Source organism: Streptococcus ruminantium (assembly GCF_003609975.1).
GTDB classification, from domain to species: Bacteria; Bacillota; Bacilli; order Lactobacillales; family Streptococcaceae; genus Streptococcus; species Streptococcus ruminantium.
The window spans coordinates 415921-436690 of sequence record NZ_AP018400.1; the positions used below are offsets into that span (position 1 = coordinate 415921).

The following is a 20770-nucleotide window of genomic DNA, read 5'->3' on the forward strand; positions in this document are numbered from 1 at the left end:
GCCCCATTTGTCACAGGAAGCGGTGGTACTGAGAAATCCGCACAAATGTCAAAACTGGTTGCTGATGATGTGAATCAAATAAGCAAAGTGCAGATAATTTATCTGAACAAGGGTGGTACCGCGGAAATCGAAAGAAATTCGTCCCTGTCTAGCAAGTCTAGGCAGGGATTTTCATTTGGAAAGGAGAAGATATGTTACATCATGTTGAAATATGTGTTTCAGACTTGGAAACCTCGCGTGCATTTTACGATTTTCTTCTGACTAAGCTGGGCTACTCGCTCTATCAGGAGTGGGATAAAGGGCTGTCTTATAAAAAAGCAGAGCAGTACTTTGTCTTTGTCCAAACGCCAGAGGACTTCCTAGAGGCAGGTTATCACCGGTGCCGTACAGGTCTCAATCATCTAGCCTTTCATGCGGGAACACCTGATGAGATTGACCAATGGCGGAAGGAATTTTTGAGCAGACGAGTCAAACTGCTTTATGATGACTGCTATCCTCATGCAGGAGGAGATGGGCATTATGCTCTTTATCTGGAAGATCCAGACAGAGTGAAGATAGAATTAGTGGGGGACAAGGGATGAATTTAATAATTATCGGGGCACAAGCTTCTGGTAAGATGACCATTGGGCAGGAAGTTGAAAAATTAACTGAATTGGTTTTGTTTCACAATCATGAATCAATTGATTTTGTGACTAAATTTTTTCCAATGTCAATTGAAGCAAGAGAGTTAATAGATGATATTCGATTGAAGTTTTTTGAGACTTCTGCAAAAACTAATGTAGGAATGATTTTTACAATTGTTATTGACTTCAATAATCCAGTTGATATTGCTTTCTTAGAGAAGATTCAAAATATTTTTCATAACTGGAAACGAGATGTTCTATTTATTGAACTTGAAACAGACCTGCAAGAACGATTAAGAAGAAATGTGACTGAGAATCGTCTGCAACATAAACCTTGGAAGAGGAACCTCGAATGGTCTGAAAAAGATATTCTTGATACCGTTAAATTTGCAAACTTTAATCCAGAGAAGGCTCCGGAACAGTTCAGACATTATCACAAAATCAACAATACTTGCCTTGCGGCCAAGGAAGTGGCCCTACTCATTGTTCAAAAAATGAAGGAAATTGAACAGGAGGAAATGAAATAGCCAGTCCAAGGGACTGACTATCTCATGGAGATTATATGAAAAAGAATTTAAACAGAATAATTAGTTTTATTATTTTTATTGTGATTATTTTTCTGATTGCCTTGCCGTTGTTAGAACATTCTCTAAATGAGTTTTCCTTTTTGGGAGATATAAAGTTATATTTTTCATCAGATGGTAATAAGAGTTATTTTGAAGTGATGTTGTCGGTAATTACAGTATTGACAACTTTTCTGGTCTTTTATTGGCAGAATCAAATAGAGATAAACAATAAAAATAAAGAAATAAAACAAGAAAAAGAAAAGCAGGAACAACTTTACTTAGAACAAAGAGAGCGAGAACATGCAGTTGTGCGACCTTTGTTCTTGGTGGAATTACAAGGAAAATTTTCAGTAATTAGATTATTCCTCAGAGAAAGTGCCCCTCTAACTAATATTACGGTATACTATCAAAATGTAGAAAATGAAAGTTTTCAAGAGGAGTTTGTTGGAAATGCTGTTTCTGGCGACTGTATTTTTAGATTTGACTCCGATAAACTTGAGTCAGCGATTATTGAGTGTAGAACATATCTAGAGGAACAGATTTATTTTCAGTATCATGTTGGAAATAACCTAATTCACTATAGGGTGGTTGACGGAGAAGATTTAAGCTATATTAGCGGAGTACTAAAAAGACGCATTTTAAATAACATTGTTGAAAATAGTTTGAACCATGTGATTGAAATATATCATATTCAATTACAACATTCATTGCATGAATCAATTTTTTTCAATAAGTTTATAGATTTTTTTTCAAATCACAAGCAATATTGGAGAACAGCAGGAGAAAATAAATTATTAAAATTATCTGTACTATTAGGAGAAGATAATATTGAAGCAGCCTTGAGTCGTTCAATTGGTCTAGACAGCAAGCAAGACTATGATCAAACTCCAGAGATACTGATTGACTTATTGATGGTGATCAATAAGTATTTAAAAGACGATTGGTACACGAATTGTGAGGGGGCTCCAAAGGAGCGGGAATACTTTATAGGAAATATAAGGAACTATCAGGAAACAGAGATAGGAAAATATATTGAGCGATTTGAAAGCGAACCGATTAACCGAGAAATGATTGTTCAATATATTGACGATTTAATAATTTATTTACAAAAAAATATAAAGATGGTTGATTTCCCCCTTAGAGTTATTGAAGTTTATTTGAAACGTTATGTGACTATTTCTAAAGCTATCATAGAGCATCCAAATGAAGTTAAGCATGTTAAAACGCAAATTAGAAATGATTTAAGAAAAGTATTTAGTAAATATATTTAATAAGAAATGATAGAAAGGACAACAAAATGTCAAAAGAACTTTCACCAAAATACAATCCAGCCGAGGTTGAGGCTGGTCGTTACCAATCTTGGATTGACCAAGATGTTTTTAAGCCGTCAGGCGACAAGAAGGCGAAACCTTATTCCATCGTGATTCCACCGCCAAACGTGACAGGTAAACTCCACCTTGGCCACGCTTGGGACACGACTTTGCAGGATATTATTATCCGTCAAAAGCGCATGCAGGGCTTTGATACGATCTGGTTGCCAGGTATGGACCACGCAGGGATTGCGACGCAGGCTAAGGTTGAGGAGCGCCTGCGTGAGCAAGGCATTACCCGTTATGACCTCGGTCGTGAAAAATTCCTAGAGAAGGTCTGGGAGTGGAAAGATGAGTATGCGACAACCATAAAAGAACAATGGGGAAAGATGGGTCTCTCTGTGGATTACTCACGTGAGCGTTTCACCCTTGATGAAGGCCTCTCAAAAGCTGTTCGCAAGGTCTTTGTTGACCTCTACAAAAAAGGCTGGATTTACCGCGGTGAGTTTATCATCAACTGGGACCCAGCAGCTCGTACTGCCCTTTCAGATATCGAAGTTATCCACAAGGACGTTGAAGGTGCCTTCTACCACATGAATTATATGTTGGAAGATGGCTCGCGCGCCCTTCAAGTAGCAACAACGCGACCAGAAACCATGTTTGGAGACGTTGCCGTTGCCGTAAATCCGGAAGATCCTCGTTACAAGGACTTGATTGGTAAAAACGTTATTCTCCCAATCGTGAATAAGTTAATCCCAATCGTTGCGGATGAGCACGCAGATCCTGAATTTGGTACAGGGGTTGTGAAAATCACACCGGCCCACGATCCAAATGACTTCCTTGTCGGTCAACGCCACAATCTGCCACAAGTCAATGTTATGAATGATGACGGCACCATGAACGAGTTGGCAGGTGAATTTGCAGGCATGGACCGCTTTGAAGCACGTAAGGCAACGGTTGCTAAGTTGCAAGAACTTGGAGCCTTAGTGGAAATCGAAAACCGTGTGCATTCTGTTGGACACTCTGAGCGTACAGGTGTGGTAGTCGAGCCACGCTTGTCAACACAATGGTTCGTCAAGATGGATCAGTTGGCTAAGAATGCTATTGCCAATCAAGATACAGAAGACAAGGTAGAATTCTACCCACCACGTTTCAATGACACCTTTCTCAAATGGATGGAAAATGTGCATGACTGGGTAATCTCTCGCCAACTTTGGTGGGGGCACCAAATCCCTGCCTGGTACAATGAAGCAGGTGACATGTACGTTGGCGAAGAAGCGCCGGCAGGTGATGGTTGGAAACAGGATGAAGATGTGCTTGACACATGGTTTAGCTCTGCCCTTTGGCCATTCTCAACCATGGGTTGGCCTGATGTCGATGCGGAAGACTTCAAACGTTACTTCCCAACTTCAACCTTGGTGACTGGTTACGACATCATTTTCTTCTGGGTGTCACGTATGATTTTCCAATCTCTTGAATTTACTGGGCGCCAGCCATTCCAAAACGTCCTTATCCACGGACTCATTCGTGATGAGGAAGGGCGCAAGATGTCTAAATCTCTTGGAAATGGTATCGACCCAATGGATGTCATCGAGAAGTACGGTGCCGACGCCCTTCGTTGGTTCTTGTCTAACGGCTCTGCCCCAGGACAGGATGTCCGTTTCTCCTACGAGAAGATGGATGCCTCATGGAACTTCATCAACAAAATCTGGAACATTTCCCGCTACATCCTCATGAACAATGAGGGGCTCAGCCTGGAGCAGGCGACTGCCAATGTGGCTTTGGTGGCCAATGGCGGAGCTGGGAACGTGACGGACCGCTGGATTCTGCACAACCTCAATGAGACCATTGCTAAGGTCACTGAAAACTTTGACAAGTTTGAGTTTGGGGTTGCTGGTCACATCCTTTACAACTTCATTTGGGAAGAATTTGCCAACTGGTATGTTGAGTTGACTAAGGAAGTTCTTTACAGCGACAACGAAGATGAGAAAGTTATCACTCGCTCCGTTCTTCTTTACACGCTTGATAAGATTCTTCGCCTCCTCCACCCAATCATGCCATTCGTTACAGAAGAAATCTTTGGACAATACGCTGAAGGCTCTATCGTAATAGCGGTCTACCCAACGGTGAATCCTGCCTTTGAAAATGAAGCTGCTCATAAAGGTGTGGAAAGTTTGAAAGACTTGATTCGTTCTGTGCGAAATAGCAGGGCAGAAGTTAATGTTGCCCCAAGCAAACCAATCACTATTCTTGTGAAGACAAGCGATAGTGATTTAGAAAACTTCTTTAATAACAACGTCAACTACATCAAACGTTTCACAAATCCAGAAATTCTGGAAATTTCATCAAGTCTTGCAACACCAGAATTGGCCATGTCAGCCGTTATCACAGGCGCAGAAATCTTCCTTCCACTAGCAGACCTCCTCAACGTGGAAGAAGAATTGGCTCGCCTTAATAAAGAACTCGCCAAATGGCAAAAAGAACTCGACATGGTCGGCAAAAAACTCAGCAACGAACGATTTGTTGCTAACGCCAAACCAGAAGTCGTCCAAAAAGAAAAAGCCAAACAAGCCGACTACCAATCCAAATACGATGCCACAGTAGGACGTATTGAAGAAATGAAAAAACTGGTTAAGTAGGTAGAATACGATAAAAAGCCCAGCCTAAAATGGCTGGGTTTTGTGGTATAATGAGAATGTAATTATATTTAATGAGGTACTAATCATGACTATAAAAGTTTATGTAATTGACAAAATAGTAACAGAACGTAAGCTTGATGCGAACAAAATAAAAAATATTAGAGAGTTATTTAATTTTTTAATAGGGAATAAGCGTTCACATCTTTCTGTGAAATGTATTTTACCTACTGAAAAACAAACGAATTCTTCAGTATTGTATGAGTTCAAAAATTGTGTTGCAAAAGATACATTTAATTTTAAAAAATTTGCAGACAAATTATTAAGTGCTGAAACAAACGAGGATGGCAGACGAAATGAAACGATTCGTACAGGCTTTCTATTTGTTGAGCAAATTGGTAGTAGTATCAAATTGATTAAACTGGAGTCCACTAATGCAATTGACCCAGAGACATTTGCAATCAGACAAGATTTGGGTTTAGATAATAGCTATTATAAGATATGTATTTTTAATAATGATTTTAATGATATAACAATTATTGATAAGAGTAATACTGCTGCAAAATTTTGGTATAATAAATTTCTAGATTTAAAGTTGTTCAGAAATAGTGATAATAATACGGATACTTTAATCAAATTAATTAATAATAATTTACTTTTTTCAACAAAACTTATTAAGAAAGAAAATTATGAAGATATTAAAGATTTATCATTAGAGTATGTTTTTGAAAGTAGCTCATTTGATAAGATTACTCTAACCAATAAGTTGGTTCAAGCAGAATTAATAGATACTAATGATGAGTGTGAAATCTTCTCTGAAAAGTCATTAGATTTAGATTCGGAATTCGATATATCGAAGAAAATGATAATTAAGCACTTTAAAAAGTCTCTGCCAGTATCTAATATTACAACTATCTATACGGATAATATCATTGAGATGAGGAAACGACAAGAGGTGGAATACAATAGTGCGACAGGAAAATTAGAACTAAACATTCAGGAACTTTACCGCCCACAAGTATTACAAAATCTAGGTATAGAAGAATGAGTAATATAGTTAAACAATGGCAAAATACGGTAGCAATAATAGATACCAGCTCCGCAATAAAAAATCTACTTGAGCAAAAACAAATTGGTAAATTAAAAAAGGAAGGGTATTTCATCTATAATCAAGAAAATATTTGGCTTTTTGAAGAGGAATTTATTGATGAGATTACTCACTCTTTGCAACAAATATTTGATAAATTAAGTTGCAAAGATTATACTCAAATAGAATATTTTGATTATGAAACAAATAGTTTTATAAATTTTTATAATGGAGCTGATTCGGAGATTTATTTGAAGATTGTTCGTTCTAATATTATTGATGGTATTGAGTTTAAAAAGTTAAATATTTCTTTGGCTCTATTATCTAAGGATGGGTATGAAGCTAAAAGTGAGAGAGTAAAACACCTTATAGACATTTACATACTGCTACTTTTATCGAGTAAAACCAGAAGAAGACAGGATAAGTTAGAATTCTCTTTTGAAGGTGAGCAAGAGGTATTCTTATTTGAAAGTAAATTTGGAGATAAGAATTTAGAGAACGGTTTATTGGAGATTTACGATTGGATAATTAATAGTCAAGAATATAGAGAAGCATATAAAGTAAAGTTACAAATTGTTAGAACATTAATTGCTAAACAAAAACAACTAAAGGAATTTAGGTTACTAAAAAGTCAATCAGAGTCTATTTTTAATAGAATTATCAGTGGAAAAACGGACAAATATTTTGAGTTACAAAGTAGTTTAAAGGATGATTTTATTAAAATTTCTACAGAAGTTAAAAACTATAATTCAAGTTTAAATACTAAGCTTTTTGGTTGGTTGACAGCTTTTTCACTAATAATTTTTGACTTTATTAAAGAAAGTGGAGGTCCAGGATTATTTCATAGGATTATTTTTTCAAATTCTGAAAAGACACAATTATTATTGCTTCTTCTATTAGGGGCATTGATTATTATAATGACAATGTTTAATTTAGATATCAAAACTATTAGAAAACAATATCTATCCTTAAAAGATTTCTATGTTAATCAAATGTTAGTATCAGAAGATGAATTTAATAAATTTATCAACAAGCCAATGTATCGCAATTCGTATAATTTATTATTAGCTCTTCTGTTATTTGCACTTGGAATTCGTTTTTTGATAACTTTAAAATGAATACTTATATTCTAGAAAAGTAATTATTTTGTAAAAATGGTATACTATCCTAGTTAAATAATTTCCTAGAAAGCAGGTGCTTACATGACAAATTCTGTAAGTTCACGCCAGCAGGGGAAGTTTGCTATTGCAGCATTCTTTTCTGGTGTTGGTGGAATTGAGTTGGGCTTTGAGCAGACCAACGAGTTCAGAGTGGTGTATGCTAACGAGTTTGATAAGTATGCCAGACAGACTTATCAGTTGAATTACCCAGATACTTATCTGGACGGGCGTGATATTCACGCAGTTTTGCCAGAGGAAATTCCTTCGGAAACAGTCGATGTGATTGTCGGAGGCTTTCCGTGTCAGGCCTTTAGTATCGCAGGCTACCGCAAGGGCTTTGAAGATGACCGTGGCGACCTTTTCTTTGAGTTGCTTCGGATGATAGAAGCCAAGAAACCCAAGGCGATTTTTGTCGAGAATGTGAAAAATATGGTTTCTCATGACCACGGCAATACCTTCAAGGTTATCCGTGAAGCCTTGACTGAGAACAACTACTTTATCAAGTGGAAAGTCTTGAATGGCAAGGACTACGGGAACATCCCGCAGAACCGCGAGCGGATCTATATTGTTGGCTTTGATAACAAGGAAGCCTATGACAAATTTGAGTTTCCAGAGGAAATCAAGCTGACCACTGGGCTTCAAGATGTTATTGATTTTGGGGCAAAACCAGAGGAGAATTACTATTATCGTCAAGGGAAACAACCTTTCTTTGACCAGTTGAAAGAGTCTGTTACCAGCCAGGATACGGTTTACCAGTGGCGACGCCAGTATGTAAGGGAAAATAAAAATGGTGTCGTACCAACCTTGACAGCTAACATGGGAACAGTTGGGCATAATGTTCCCCTCATCTTGACTGATACTGGAGAAATTCGTAAGCTAACACCGAAAGAAACCTTTAACGTTCAAGGTTATCCAAAGACCTTCAAAATTCCGGAAGGTGTTTCCAACGGGCAGCTCTACAAACAGGCTGGCAACAGCGTTGTTGTACCAGTTATCAAGCGGATTGCGGATAAGATTGCCGAAGCGTTGAAAACGTCCTCCGGACCGTCACAGTTGGAACGAACTGGAAATGTCGCTATCATCTATACCAAGATGAATGGTCAGTTTGAAGGGCAGTCTTATGTGAAAGACTTTGTTGCGACCTATGACGAAGCGATTGCTAAGTTAGATAGCTACAATGACGGTTTAGGAATTTTGTCAGACGAAGACTATCTACGCTTGGTCAAAAAAGGTGGTCATTTGGAATTTTATAGCATCGCTGTTACGAATAATTAAGCAAGGGGACTAGTGAAAATCTAGTCTTCTTTTGCTATACTATGATTAGAAAAAAGAGGTAGAGTCTATGTGGGAAAAATTAAAAGCAGAGCAGAAGGAAAAGTATCGGACATTGATTACTAACTTTGCGAGCTTGAGCGAGGCTTTTTCGCAAAAGTCTGAAACAGATGAGGAAAATGCAACATTCAATTATGTAGCTCCGATTATCAATTCCAAGTTCCAAGAAACAGTCTTTCAGAGAGCCTTTCAAGCTGTAGGTGAAGATATTGCCAACACTTCTTTTGATGCCTCAGTTATGGTGGATAGCCAGCACAAATACCTAGTTGGCATAAAGTCATTTGGGATTCAATCGGGGGACCAGAAAGTTGCCCAGTTCAAGAAAGATTCGCAGGGCTGGACCGAGATTTTACAAGAAATTAAGTTTAATGCGATGATTGCTCCAGATAAAGCAACGGCAGATAAAAATAATCAGACACTTTACTTGAAACTGGCCAAGGAAATTTTTCTCTTGCGTAACCAGCGGATTGAATCCTCGAAAGCACAAATTCGTGGTTTTGCATCGGACTCAACCGTGGAATCGGTTTACCATGTCTTAATGCCAACTGCAAAGGGAGCCAAGCCACAAATTTTTGTAGGAGAAACCAGTTACCTTCCTATTGATGTCGAAAATTTACAGATTAAGGGAGCGACCAGTTTAAAAACTCCGACAAATTTTGCTTTTACAGATGGCCAGCATGACTATAAATATACGGCAGCAGAGAGCCAGCTTCACATGACCTTCCATAACAAAGAGATAGTAGTGGATACCTGGGATGTGGACTATGTGGAAGATCCATTTTATATTTTTGAAAATCTCCACACACTATCTGCGGATGTGAAAGAAAATCAAGTTATTGATACGGTGACATGGGTCATTACAGACAAGCATGGTCATGTTGAAGAAAATTCAGGTTTCAATGCTTTCAATGGTGGAGCAAAATTAGCTAAAAAGGATAGACTAACTCGAATTCAAAAAATCCAAGAGGAGTTTGCTAGTCAACTCACTTCTGAAGAGTTGGCATTTGTGACCTATTCCTTGGAAGAAATTTTATTGAAAAAGTGGTCTACTAAAGAAGAAAAAGCTGAGATGAAGAAAATTCGCTCGGACTTGATGAGTTTTGCTTAAGAGTCAGGGATTGAGAGATTATCTGAAAAACTGGAGAAATTGGTTTATCGTCCTGTCAGCGAGGTTTATATTCCCCTGCCTGATTCTAAAAAGTTTCATGATGCTCGACCAGACTTTTTCGGTCACAATGTTGGGACATTTGATGAAACAGGCAAAAAATTGGCTCTATCGAAAGAAGAACGAACTTTTACGCTTCGTTTTCTACCATCAGGAGATGCTATTGAAGCCTACATCAATCAAGAATCAGGCAAGGCTATTCAGTCAGTGGATAGGCAAGATATTCTTGGTGAATGGTTGCTGAGAGGTGTTTTTCAACTGGCTGAGCGTGAAGTACTGACAGGGAAGAAATTAGAATCTCTGGAAATAAATGGTATTCGATTAACCAAATTTAAAAATGGCGAAATCGGTATCGAATTTATTTGGATTGATACGGAAAATCCACCAGCAGATGCGATTGGTTGGGTAACTAGGAAATAGTATTAGCGTATACGATGTAAAAAATATCATCTTGATTGATAGTCTCGATAGGCAATTTGGAGGAACTCACATGTCTTATTATTATGAAAAATTAACGGGTAAGGTTGCAAAGCATCTTGCTCGTTTTCCCTATTATGCTACCGCTAAGATTCTGAATTTAATGCAATTTCAAGATAGCAATCAGCAATTTCTGATAAGTGATAAGCATTTGTATGATTACTTTGAAGAACAAAAACATCAACTAAGTACCGATGAAAAACTCTCCATTCTGTTCAGCCTATTTAAGGGACGTGTAGATGTTTATGCGAAATCTTATATTGATGAAAATGGAAAAATCAACTATTTTCCTTCTTACAACTATGGTTGGAAAAAACTTCCTGTTGAAAAGAGAACTTGTCAACCCTTGACCAAACAGGTATTATTGGCTCACCTACGTGGCGATATCAGTATTGGCATCTTTCCAATGAGTTTATCAGACACGTGTTCCTTTTTGGCGATTGATTTTGATAAAAATAATTGGAGAGAAGAGGTCTCCATTCTAAGAGATACAGCAGAACAACATGGTTTTGAGGGGCATATCGAAATCTCTCGTTCGGACAATGGTGCTCATCTCTGGTTTTTCTTCGAGGAAGAAATTGCTTGTCAGCAGGCGAGAAATGTTGGAAAAAGACTGCTGGAATTGGCTATGCAGGAGTCAAAAGATATTCGCTTTTCTTCATTTGACCGTATGTTTCCAAATCAAGATATTCTGCCAAAGGGAGGATTTGGCAATCTTATCGCACTGCCCTTACAAGGGGAAGCTTTCAAGAAGGGAAGAACCGTTTTTGTTGATAAACATTTTCAGCCCTTTTCTGAACAATGGACCTATCTTCAACAGGTTCAAAAGATTGGACAGAAGAAAATTCTAGATTTCTTAGGACAGGAGTTTTCGGATTCTGTAGATGATACAGTATTAGATTGTAGCTTATCAAACGTTATTCGAGTTGAGAAGAGGGCTATTTCTTCAAAAACAAATTATTTATTGAGAAAGCTGGCATCTTTTCCTAATCCTGAATTTTATCTAAAACAAGCGACCAGACAACCAACCTATCAGACTCCAGAACGCATCTATTTATTTGAAGAAACAAGCGAAGCATTGCATCTTCCAAGAGGAATACTTGCAAGCTTACAAGAAATATTTGAAACAGTAATTGTTACGGATAATCGCAACATTCTATCTCCGATTCAGATTTCTTTCAAAGGGATCTTACGTTTTGAGCAGGAGATTGCTTTGGCAGATTTATTAGCTAGTGAGAATGGCTTGCTATGCGCTGAAACAGGTTTCGGGAAGACAGTTTTAGGGGCATCATTGATTGCACAAAGGAAATGCCGAACGATTATCTTAGTTCATAATCGTCAACTGATGGAGCAGTGGTTGGAAAGGTTGGGTGAATTTTTAGAGATTGAAGAGAAAGAGGCGGTTCGCTATACTCCTTCAGGGTGTGTAAAAGTAATAGGGCATATTGGGCAATATGGGGCTTCTAAAAAATGGAGGAGTAAATTGGTGGATGTGGTTATGATTCAATCCCTCTTCCAATTGGACGCTATTTCCGACTTTTTGTCGGACTACGATATGATGATTGTGGATGAATGCCATCATGTGACAGCCTTGCAGTTTGAAAAAGTAGTTGCTCAATTTGCTGGTCAATATCTATATGGCCTAACAGCAACGCCAGAGCGTAAAAATGGACATCAACCGACTGTCTTTCAACGTATTGGTCCAATTTTACATACTGCTCAATCAGGTCAATACGATTTTAAAAAGAGGTTACTACTCCGTCTAACATCTTTTGGGAAATTGGACTTGGAACAGTCGAATAGTACGAACTTTTCAGCCCTTAATGATTGGCTTGCCAAAGATTTACATCGCAATACTTTGATTGTGCAAGATATTTTCAAACTATATCAAGAAAAACGAAACATACTTGTCTTAGTCAATCGACGAGAACATATAGAACTATTGGAAAAGCTACTTATTGAAAAAGAAATGACCAATATTTTTTGTCTGAGTGGAGCGAGTAAAAGAAGAGATACGAAAGAACTCCTGAAAAGAATCAGTGAGCTAGATGAGAATAGTCCATTTGTCCTCATTTCAACAGGAAAATTTATTGGAGAGGGCTTCGATATGCCAAAGTTGGATACACTAATTTTGGCAGCTCCTTTGTCTTGGAAAAATAATCTCATACAGTATGCAGGGCGACTTCACCGTCCCTATCAAGGCAAAACTGAGGTGAGAATAGTTGATTATCTAGATATACACGTTCCTTATCTTGAAAAAATGTACCAGAAACGTCAGATAGCCTATCGAAAAATGGCCTATCAGGTTGGAGAGAAAGAACAAATCCAAGTATTATTCAGTGGTAGGGACTACGAGGAGAAATTTAGAGAGGATTTGCTGAACACACGTTCAACAGTCTATTTACAATTGCATTCGTTCACTTCTAGTAGGATTCAAGAATTATTGGGACTGCTCCTAGGAAAACAAGTCGTTATTCATATTTCCAAAAGCCATAAGTTAAGCGAGTGGCTGACGGGGGTAAACAGTGACAATGTGAAGGTGAAGCTTTTACCAGAAAGGATTGGTACGACCACAGTCATCTTAGATAGTAATCTCGTTTGGTATGGCAATTTATCCCCTTTTACATATCATTCGGATGATCAAGCTAGTTTGTTGAGATTGGAAAGTCAATCGATTGCAACTGAGTTGCTTGAAAAATTTAATGAAGAATAAAAATTTTGAGATCCATGACAATAAATATGATGTGATAGTAGGACGGATTGAAGAGATGAAAAAACTGGTTAAGTAGGTAGAACAAGATAATACGCCCAACCTAAAAAGGTTGGGTTTTGTGGTATAATATAAGAGATTATGAAACTTAGAAAGAATATTAAAGTGAATAAGCAAAATAGATTAACAGTAATAGATTTTTTTTGTGGGGCTGGGGGCTTTTCAGAAGGATTTCGGAGAGCAGGTTATGATGTTGTTATGGGGATTGACAGTTGGGAGCCGGCTATAAAAACACATAATTTCAACCACAATTTAAATGATGTTATTAAAAGTGTTCTTGATTTTGAAGATATAAAGGAAATTGAGAAGCTACCAGATACAGATGTTATTATTGGTAGTCCTCCTTGCCAATTATTTTCAATTTCAAATCGTGGTGGAAATGCTGAAAAGACAGAGGGTATTCGTCTAATTAAGACCTTTTTTAAGATAATCGCGGTTAAAAAATTTAAAAAAAATTCAATTTTAAAAGCATGGTTAATGGAAAACGTTCCTAACTCCCAAAACTTTATTGAGGAAAGTTACACTTTTTCAGATTTAGACTTGGATGAATGGGCAAAATCACAGGGAATTAATCCTCGAAAAGTAGCAATCAGAGCAAAAAACAATGGTGGGGTATTACATTCTGATGATTACGGTTCTCCTCAAGTTAGAAAGAGATTTGTATGTGGTGAATATATACCAAATGGGGAGTTTCCGTACCCGGATATAACTAATTTTAACAATAAGGTAACACTAAATAGAATATTTAAGAATTTTCCAAAGCCTCTAAGTAAAATTGCTAATAAGCGAATACAGGATCCAAACTATCCAAGTGAAATGATTGATAGTAAAGAACTTCGGGATCATTTTTATGACTCTGGTATTTATCAAGTACAATGGCAAAAGGCGCGTGATGCTAAGCAAAACCACCCTTATATGGGAAAGATGTCATTTCCAGAGAATATGGAGAAACCCAGCAGGACTATAATGGCTACAATGTCAGCAAGTACCAGAGAGGCGATAATCTATAAATCAGAGTTAAATCGAAAGGGTGATGGTGAATACCGTACACCAACTATCAGAGAGGCTGCAATTATCATGGGTTTTCCTATAAATTATCAGTTTTATGGTAATGAAAGTACGAAATGGAGACTAGTAGGAAATGCAGTTTGTGTTCAACTGTCCTATGCCTTGGCATTAAAGATTTTAGAATATCTAGGTGTAGATATTCTTCCTCCTAAGATAATAAATAAGGACTTACAACAATTTTCATATTTAGATACATCTGACTTGAAAAAATTCGATAATCCACCAGTAAGAAATGACAAAGCCTTATTTAGACAATTTCCAATAAAATCTGGAAATATGACAGTTGATTTAACAAATAAAGTTAATGGCGAAATTGGAAAGTGGGGGGTTATTGCTCATTCAGGTTCAGGAAGTGGATTTAAAAATATAGTCGTTACTCGGTCTATTCAATTAGCTGCTAAAAAAATTATTGAATAGTTTACAATTCTGATTTAGTGAATGTCATTAAAATGATTCAATTTTAAAGGGTATTCAAACTCCATTTAAATGAAAAGAATAAAAAATACGGTTTCATTGAGGAAGACAAGAACACCTTATTTTATCATTAACTATATTAGTGAGTTAATAAAGGAAGAGTTAGATATATATATCAATGAGATATCGATGTTTCAGAAACGAAATTGTCCGAGTTAAAACAAGCGATGCCCTTAGTCAATAATGTCGCTATATATCGTACCTATTATTATTTACGGTAAATAACTATATCTAAAGGAGAATATTATGAGCGTTGATCTTGAACAATTAATCGAAAACGGGGAGATAGAGAAGACTGATTTAACTAAAAGATTGACCATTGATGGGCAGTCTAAAACTTATCCAGTATATAAATTTCCACTTGAGTATCTTTATTATAATGATCAAAACGGAAGAATTAATACTACCTATTACCAATATATTGCTAAACATGGCCGTATAAAACCTGAACCTGGGAATTCAAAATATAACGAAATTTTTGAAGATTTCGTTTATAAATCTAAAGAAAAAGCTCTTGAGGAAACTATAACCTCCATTTATGAGAGAGGGCAACAAGAGCCTGGAGTAATTCTTGCTGATGGAAGGGTAATAGATGGAAATCGTAGACTTACTGCGCTTCGAAAATTAGAGAAAAAGTATGGTTTAACGAAATATTTTGAAGCGTCAATTTTATCGTTTAATATTGAAAATAAAATTGATGAAAAAAAAATAAAAGAATTAGAATTGGATTTACAACTTGGTAGAGAAGAACGAGTTAGTTATGATCCGATAGATCGAATATTTGATGTTTATAACACTATTAAAGTTCAAAAATTAATGACCGTTGAGGAGTATAAAAAAGCAAGTGGTGCCGGTAATACAAAAGGTATTAATCGAGATTTAAGGCTAGCTGAATTAATCATTAAATTTTTACGTATTATATCTCCAGGTCAAAATCCGATAGATAACTTCTATTTGGCACGAGAATTGAAATTGGATGGACCGATAGAGGAAATTGAAGGGACACTTAATAAGTTAAAACAAGATAAAGAAACAATAACAACAAATATATTAACAACTTTAGCTGTTCAAATTGCAATACCAGACCAAGGTGATGGAGATACCACTCGTAAAATACGAAGTATCAAAAAAAATATTTTAAATAATCCTGACATAAAGCAACATTATATTGAAGCGACAGATAACCATGTAGATGATATTATAGATTACTTCATAGATAATCCTATTGAAAGAGCTGAGGATTTAAGAAAAACTATTGAAAGTAATCAAAATGTTGTAGAGGCTGCAAATAGTTTGTTGCAAACTACCAATCGCTTATCCAATAAAGGGGAGGTAGCATCAGATAGAAGGCAGTCATTAGTGAGACTACGAGAAATTAGAGATGACTTAGAAGATTTATCCAAAGAAGATTTGAAAGAACTTCATGAAAATGAATATTTTGAGGCGAAGAATGTACTTAAAGAAATAAGAGATTTAGCATATAAATTGTTGAAGTAGGAGAAAGGTATAGAATGGTTTTTTCTCAAGAGTTAAAATGTAAGGTTCGACCGACTTATCGAAGTAATACTTTAGTTCAAGATTTTTATGAGCCGGTTTTATCTGAGGCTAGTGTATATAAAAGAGTTTCAGCATATTTTTCTAATGAAGGTCTGGAATTATATTCTAATGGGTTAGATAAGTTATTTAAAAGTGGTGGAAAGGCGCAGTTTATCATTTCTACTGATATCTCAGAAAAAGATTTTAACAAAATTCAAGAAGGTTATGAAATCAAGAAGAGTGTAGAAATGCTATCTGAACAACTTCAGAGAATGATTTTAAACGAGGAAACCAAACAAAAATTAGGAAACCTTGCCTTTATGATTGCTCATGGTCGTGTAGAGATTAGATTTGCACTTATTCCAATGGGGCGAGGAATATTTCATGACAAATTTGGACTGATGGAATCAGATAATGATATTATTTTTTTCAATGGTTCAGTAAATGAAACAAGAAATGGGCTAGAGCTTAATTATGAAAGTATTTCTGTAGATGTTTCTTGGGATACAAGCGAGAATGTAAAGGAAAGAATTGAAACTAACAAATGTAGATTTAATCGATTATGGGAAAATGAAGAACCGGATGTTGTGACAGTGGAAGCCACAGACATTGTTTATTCAGAGATAGAGAAGTACCAATCATATGCGGTGATGAATGAAGAAATGGAAATATCGAATTTTGTCGGTGTAAGTTTTTATTTGAAGGATAGCCACACTGTTTGTCGTGAGGATTCATCTGTAGAACAAATTACTAATTCAGACCGATATTTATTTCCTGGCTCAGATTTATCAATTAAATACTTTGAAGATGATAATTCAACAATTAAATCAGAATTTTCGTATAGAGATATTGAGTATATTATTAAGGTTACTAAGACAAGGTGTGATAGAAAAAACATACCTGTAGAAGTTTCAAAAGAAGTACTAGTCTTTCTGGAAAATAATCGTTATTCAATTGAACAATATAAACACTTGGGAAGATATTTAAAGAATTTTAGGAACAATAAGATTAATGGAGAATTCGAGCGATTCGAAGAATTTTCCAGAATAGTTAGTACAGAGGTTGTTCGTAAATTTAAGGATTTACAATTATTTGCAGCATTCTATGAATATAGGATGGGTCGTGCAGCGAATTTTTCTGTTCCAGGTTCTGGTAAAACTTCAATGATACTAGCGGTCTTTGCGTTTTTGAATTCTAAAAAGGTTAAAGATGAGCATGTAGATAGGCTACTGGTTATTAGTCCAATTAATGCGTTTAATAGCTGGAAAGAGGAATTTCAAACAGTTTTTGGCAGCAAGAAGAGTTTACGAGTAATTGATTGTCAAAGTTCTAAAGATTTTTATAGAGACTTAACAATCAATTGGAAGACCTCAAACTTAGTACTGATTAATTATGAAGCCTTAAATAGATATGAGGAAAAGCTACGAGAGTTAATTACCTTAGACACGATGATAGTATTTGATGAGGTACATAGAATAAAAAATCCGTATGGGAAACGAGCTCAATCAGCACTAAATATTGTTCAATATGCAAGTTATAAATTTGTCTTGACAGGGACACCGATACCAAATTCTTATACAGATATTTATAACTTTCTTCACTTATTATATGGCAATGAATATAATGCTTTTTTTAGGTGGTCTTTAGATGAGTTAAAACAACCGAACCTAAGAAAAGTGGAGGAAATTAATGAGGCATTATATCCATTTTTTTGGCGTATTAATAAAAATGATTTAGGCGTTCCGAAACCAGAAGCAGATGATTTTATTGTTGAGGAACCAAGTAAGGAGCAGAAGGAGTTAGCCGAGTCTATATTTTATAATGAGAAGTCTAGCTTAGCTAGATTGATAAGACTCATTCAAGCCTCAACTAATCCGGAGTTGCTAATGAAAGAAATAACATACAAAAGCATGGGATTTGAAGATGAAGATAGCTCAGATACAATCGAGATTATGGAAGATGAATTTGAGCAAGAATTAAAAAACTACTCACCTTCTCCTATAAAAGAAGCAAAGTCTTATGCTGATTATGATTTTACTAGTATGATTTCTCCCAAGTTTGAAGCCGGGATTACAAAAATACAAGAGCTTGTTTCAGAGGGGAAAAAAGTTATAGTTTGGGCTATTTTTGTTGATACAATGAAAAAGATTCAAGGCCGACTTCAAAATATGGGAATTAATACACATTTAGTCTACGGAGGGACAGAGGTTTCTGAAAGACAAAATTTAATTGATAACTTTAAAAATGGTTCAACTATGGTAATGGTATCAAATCCTCAAACATTAGGTGAGGCTGTGTCACTTCATGAAACAGTACATGATGCGCTATATTTTGAGTATAATTTTAATTTGACATTTATGCTCCAATCCAGAGATAGAATCCATAGGCTGGGGCTTCCTGAAAATCAATATACAAGATACTACTATTTGCAGACAAAATCGGAGGATCAAGATAGTGGTTGTGCAGGATATATCGATGAACAGATTTATTATAGGCTCAAGGAAAAGGAGAAGCAAATGTACGGTGCTATTGATAATGATACTTTAAACATAGAATTCTCAGAGAATGAAATTAAAGAAGCAATCAAAATTATCGATGAAGAGAGAAAACGTATAGAAAAGTACAGGAAATAATATGTCTAAGCACAAGCATTATGAACTATTAAATTTATTAGGCTATGGTCTAGCTAAATTCGATAATGAATTTATCAAAGAATTTGGACTCAAGACTAAAACAGATTTTTATCAATATTTTGTTGATTTAGGAATTGCTGATACTAGAAGTGTTGTAAAAAACAGGATGGATATTTTTGATCCGTTCTTTCCGAATTCAAGGAGCGGCTGGTGGCAAAAAATGGAAGATTATCGTCCAAGAAAAGAACTAATTGATAGCTTGTTTGGAAATGAAGATGTCGTAAATTACGCCAATATTGTCAAACTATATCTTCAAGGACAGGATGTAAAGGAAATAACATTAGTTGAAAGTCCAATATTGAAATCAAAATTCAAAAGATTACAAGAAACAGGACTAGAAGCTGAATTGTACTTTATGAACAATTATCACAAAGAGGCAGTCTTCCATAAAGGAATTATAGAGGATGCTCGTTTGTATGGTGATGGATATGATTTTCAGATTAGTGTAGGAAAGAATAATTATTTAGCTGAGGTAAAGGGGATTAGGGGAAAATACGGTGATATTCGACTAACTTCAAAAGAGTATCAACAAGCTGAATTTTATAAGTCGAATTACTTTCTTTCTGTCGTTTCAAATTTAGAAAGTTCCCCTAAGCTTACTCTTATTTCTAATCCCTTAAAACAACTAGAATTTAGAAAAGTATTTCGGAAAAACAAAGATATTGTTGAATATCATTTGGTTGATAAATTTTAATTTTGGTTTTTATTGATTTTGTTTCAAGGGAGATCTATGCCTATGTCTTCAGTTAATTCTTACCAACCCAACCTCCCCTCTCTCCTCCCTTTTGGTTTCACATTCTCTGACAATCGTTACACCTATCGTGAGTTTTTCATGGATGGTCAATTTGAAGCAGTTGTCGAGGTTGATGAAGCTGGTCAATTGTCGTCTTTTGTTTGGGATTGTGAAATGGAGGAGGTTTATACTGCTCATCAAGTAACCGCACCAGCAGGAGCTTTTGTCCATCAGGTACGTGAAGGCTATCAGGCGATTTTGACTAGAGTGGTCGAAACTTGCTGTATCGCTCTGCCATTTTCCCAGCAACAAAGCAATCGTATCGCCCAGCAAGTCAAAGATAAGTGGGGTGATCTACCTGATTATCCCTTTGTAAAATCACCCGAAATAGGCAGTTTTCGTCATCCAGCCAATCAGAAGTGGTATGCACTGGTGATTCAGGTCAAGCGGGGACGACTGGACGGGAGCGATGACCAAGAGGTGGTGGAGATTGTCAATCTTAAGGTTGATGCGAGGGAAATAGCAGAGCTACTGAGCCAGTCGGGCATCTATCCAGCTTATCACATGTCTAAGAAGTCTTGGGTATCCGTCTTGCTAGATGGGACGGTGGAGGATCAAACTATTTTTGCTCTCCTTGAAAAAAGTCGGGACCTTGTGGGTCCAAAATCCTATAAGGCGGAGGAAGGTCCTGATTATTGGGTAATTCCAGCCAATCCCAAGGTCTATGATATTGATACGGAGTTTGCGGAGAATAAGATTATCTACTGGACCCAGAAATCAACTATTCAAGCTGACGATATAGTCGCCATCTATGTAACAGCACCTGTACAAGCTGTCCGCTATGTCTGTCGTGTTTTGAAGGCCAATATAGTCAGAGAGGAAAAGTCCGATCAGTCATCTTCAAAGAAACTCATGCAAGTAGAATTGCTTGCTACACTGTCAGATTGTGTCTTATCGAGGGAACGGATGATAGAGCTAGGAGTTAAAGCTGTACGTGGTCCAAGAAGAATGACGAAGGAAATGATTGATTTTCTAATGTCAAAGATGGAAGAGGTTCATTAAATTATCAGAATATTTAATAAGCAGTCTTTACAAGTCGATAAAAAAGAGTATAATAGTTTTATAAATTTTAAGGAGGTA

The 20770-nt window shown here is 36.3% G+C and carries 13 protein-coding genes and 1 pseudogene; all 14 read left to right on the forward strand.

Annotated elements, in window-relative coordinates:
• The first annotated feature begins 191 nt into the window (after positions 1-191).
• The 14 genes and pseudogenes from SR187_RS02205 (at position 192) to SR187_RS02270 (ending at position 20692) form a co-directional block, all read left to right on the forward strand.
• Complete coding sequence (locus SR187_RS02205; RefSeq protein ID WP_120171365.1) at positions 192-581, forward strand: VOC family protein; 390 nt, start codon at positions 192-194, stop codon at positions 579-581.
• Positions 578-1150 carry a shikimate kinase gene (locus tag SR187_RS02210; protein ID WP_120171366.1) on the forward strand — a complete coding sequence of 191 codons (573 nt, stop codon included), beginning with the start codon at positions 578-580 and terminating at the stop codon, positions 1148-1150. The genes SR187_RS02205 and SR187_RS02210 overlap by 4 nt, the downstream gene beginning before the upstream one ends.
• Positions 1151-1185: 35 nt before the next feature.
• Positions 1186-2460: a hypothetical protein gene (locus SR187_RS02215; RefSeq protein WP_120171367.1), complete on the forward strand. Its 1275-nt coding sequence runs from the start codon at positions 1186-1188 to the stop codon at positions 2458-2460.
• Positions 2461-2486: 26 nt separating this feature from the next.
• On the forward strand, positions 2487-5138 hold the full coding sequence (locus SR187_RS02220) for a valine--tRNA ligase (protein ID WP_120171368.1): 2652 nt from the start codon (positions 2487-2489) through the stop codon (positions 5136-5138).
• 85 nt (positions 5139-5223) lie between these two features.
• Positions 5224-6183, forward strand: coding sequence for a hypothetical protein (locus SR187_RS02225; protein WP_120171369.1), 960 nt, complete (start codon positions 5224-5226; stop codon positions 6181-6183).
• Positions 6180-7340, forward strand: coding sequence for a hypothetical protein (locus SR187_RS02230; protein WP_120171370.1), 1161 nt, complete (start codon positions 6180-6182; stop codon positions 7338-7340). The genes SR187_RS02225 and SR187_RS02230 overlap by 4 nt, the downstream gene beginning before the upstream one ends.
• 84 nt (positions 7341-7424) lie before the next feature.
• A complete protein-coding gene (gene dcm, locus SR187_RS02235) occupies positions 7425-8657 on the forward strand; it encodes a DNA cytosine methyltransferase (protein ID WP_120171371.1) in 1233 nt (410 codons plus the stop codon).
• A 67-nt stretch (positions 8658-8724) separates the two neighbouring features.
• Positions 8725-10299 (forward strand): annotated as a pseudogene (locus tag SR187_RS02240) (hypothetical protein).
• 70 nt (positions 10300-10369) lie between these two features.
• Positions 10370-13069, forward strand: coding sequence for a TOTE conflict system archaeo-eukaryotic primase domain-containing protein (locus tag SR187_RS02245; protein ID WP_120171372.1), 2700 nt, complete (start codon positions 10370-10372; stop codon positions 13067-13069).
• A gap of 138 nt (positions 13070-13207) precedes the next feature.
• Positions 13208-14611, forward strand: a complete 1404-nt coding sequence (locus tag SR187_RS02250) for a DNA cytosine methyltransferase (protein ID WP_231996444.1) — start codon at positions 13208-13210, stop codon at positions 14609-14611.
• A 303-nt stretch (positions 14612-14914) separates the two neighbouring features.
• Complete coding sequence (locus tag SR187_RS02255; protein ID WP_120171373.1) at positions 14915-16165, forward strand: ParB N-terminal domain-containing protein; 1251 nt, start codon at positions 14915-14917, stop codon at positions 16163-16165.
• Between the two features lie 14 nt (positions 16166-16179).
• Positions 16180-18837: an SNF2-related protein gene (locus tag SR187_RS02260; RefSeq protein ID WP_120171374.1), complete on the forward strand. Its 2658-nt coding sequence runs from the start codon at positions 16180-16182 to the stop codon at positions 18835-18837.
• 1 nt (position 18838) lies between these two features.
• Complete coding sequence (locus SR187_RS02265; RefSeq protein ID WP_120171375.1) at positions 18839-19591, forward strand: DUF3883 domain-containing protein; 753 nt, start codon at positions 18839-18841, stop codon at positions 19589-19591.
• Between the two features lie 42 nt (positions 19592-19633).
• A complete protein-coding gene (locus SR187_RS02270; RefSeq protein WP_120172454.1) occupies positions 19634-20692 on the forward strand; it encodes an MmcQ/YjbR family DNA-binding protein in 1059 nt (352 codons plus the stop codon).
• Positions 20693-20770: the final 78 nt, after the last annotated feature.

What these genes read in the sequence shown, in the direction of transcription:
- SR187_RS02205 (WP_120171365.1), top strand. Translation starts at nt 192, where the DNA reads ATGTTACATCATGTTGAAATATGTGTTTCAGACTTGGAAACCTCGCGT.
- SR187_RS02210 (WP_120171366.1), top strand. Translation starts at nt 578, where the DNA reads ATGAATTTAATAATTATCGGGGCACAAGCTTCTGGTAAGATGACCATT.
- SR187_RS02215 (WP_120171367.1), top strand. Translation starts at nt 1,186, where the DNA reads ATGAAAAAGAATTTAAACAGAATAATTAGTTTTATTATTTTTATTGTG.
- SR187_RS02220 (WP_120171368.1), top strand. Translation starts at nt 2,487, where the DNA reads ATGTCAAAAGAACTTTCACCAAAATACAATCCAGCCGAGGTTGAGGCT.
- SR187_RS02225 (WP_120171369.1), top strand. Translation starts at nt 5,224, where the DNA reads ATGACTATAAAAGTTTATGTAATTGACAAAATAGTAACAGAACGTAAG.
- SR187_RS02230 (WP_120171370.1), top strand. Translation starts at nt 6,180, where the DNA reads ATGAGTAATATAGTTAAACAATGGCAAAATACGGTAGCAATAATAGAT.
- dcm (WP_120171371.1), top strand. Translation starts at nt 7,425, where the DNA reads ATGACAAATTCTGTAAGTTCACGCCAGCAGGGGAAGTTTGCTATTGCA.
- SR187_RS02245 (WP_120171372.1), top strand. Translation starts at nt 10,370, where the DNA reads ATGTCTTATTATTATGAAAAATTAACGGGTAAGGTTGCAAAGCATCTT.
- SR187_RS02250 (WP_231996444.1), top strand. Translation starts at nt 13,208, where the DNA reads ATGAAACTTAGAAAGAATATTAAAGTGAATAAGCAAAATAGATTAACA.
- SR187_RS02255 (WP_120171373.1), top strand. Translation starts at nt 14,915, where the DNA reads ATGAGCGTTGATCTTGAACAATTAATCGAAAACGGGGAGATAGAGAAG.
- SR187_RS02260 (WP_120171374.1), top strand. Translation starts at nt 16,180, where the DNA reads ATGGTTTTTTCTCAAGAGTTAAAATGTAAGGTTCGACCGACTTATCGA.
- SR187_RS02265 (WP_120171375.1), top strand. Translation starts at nt 18,839, where the DNA reads ATGTCTAAGCACAAGCATTATGAACTATTAAATTTATTAGGCTATGGT.
- SR187_RS02270 (WP_120172454.1), top strand. Translation starts at nt 19,634, where the DNA reads ATGTCTTCAGTTAATTCTTACCAACCCAACCTCCCCTCTCTCCTCCCT.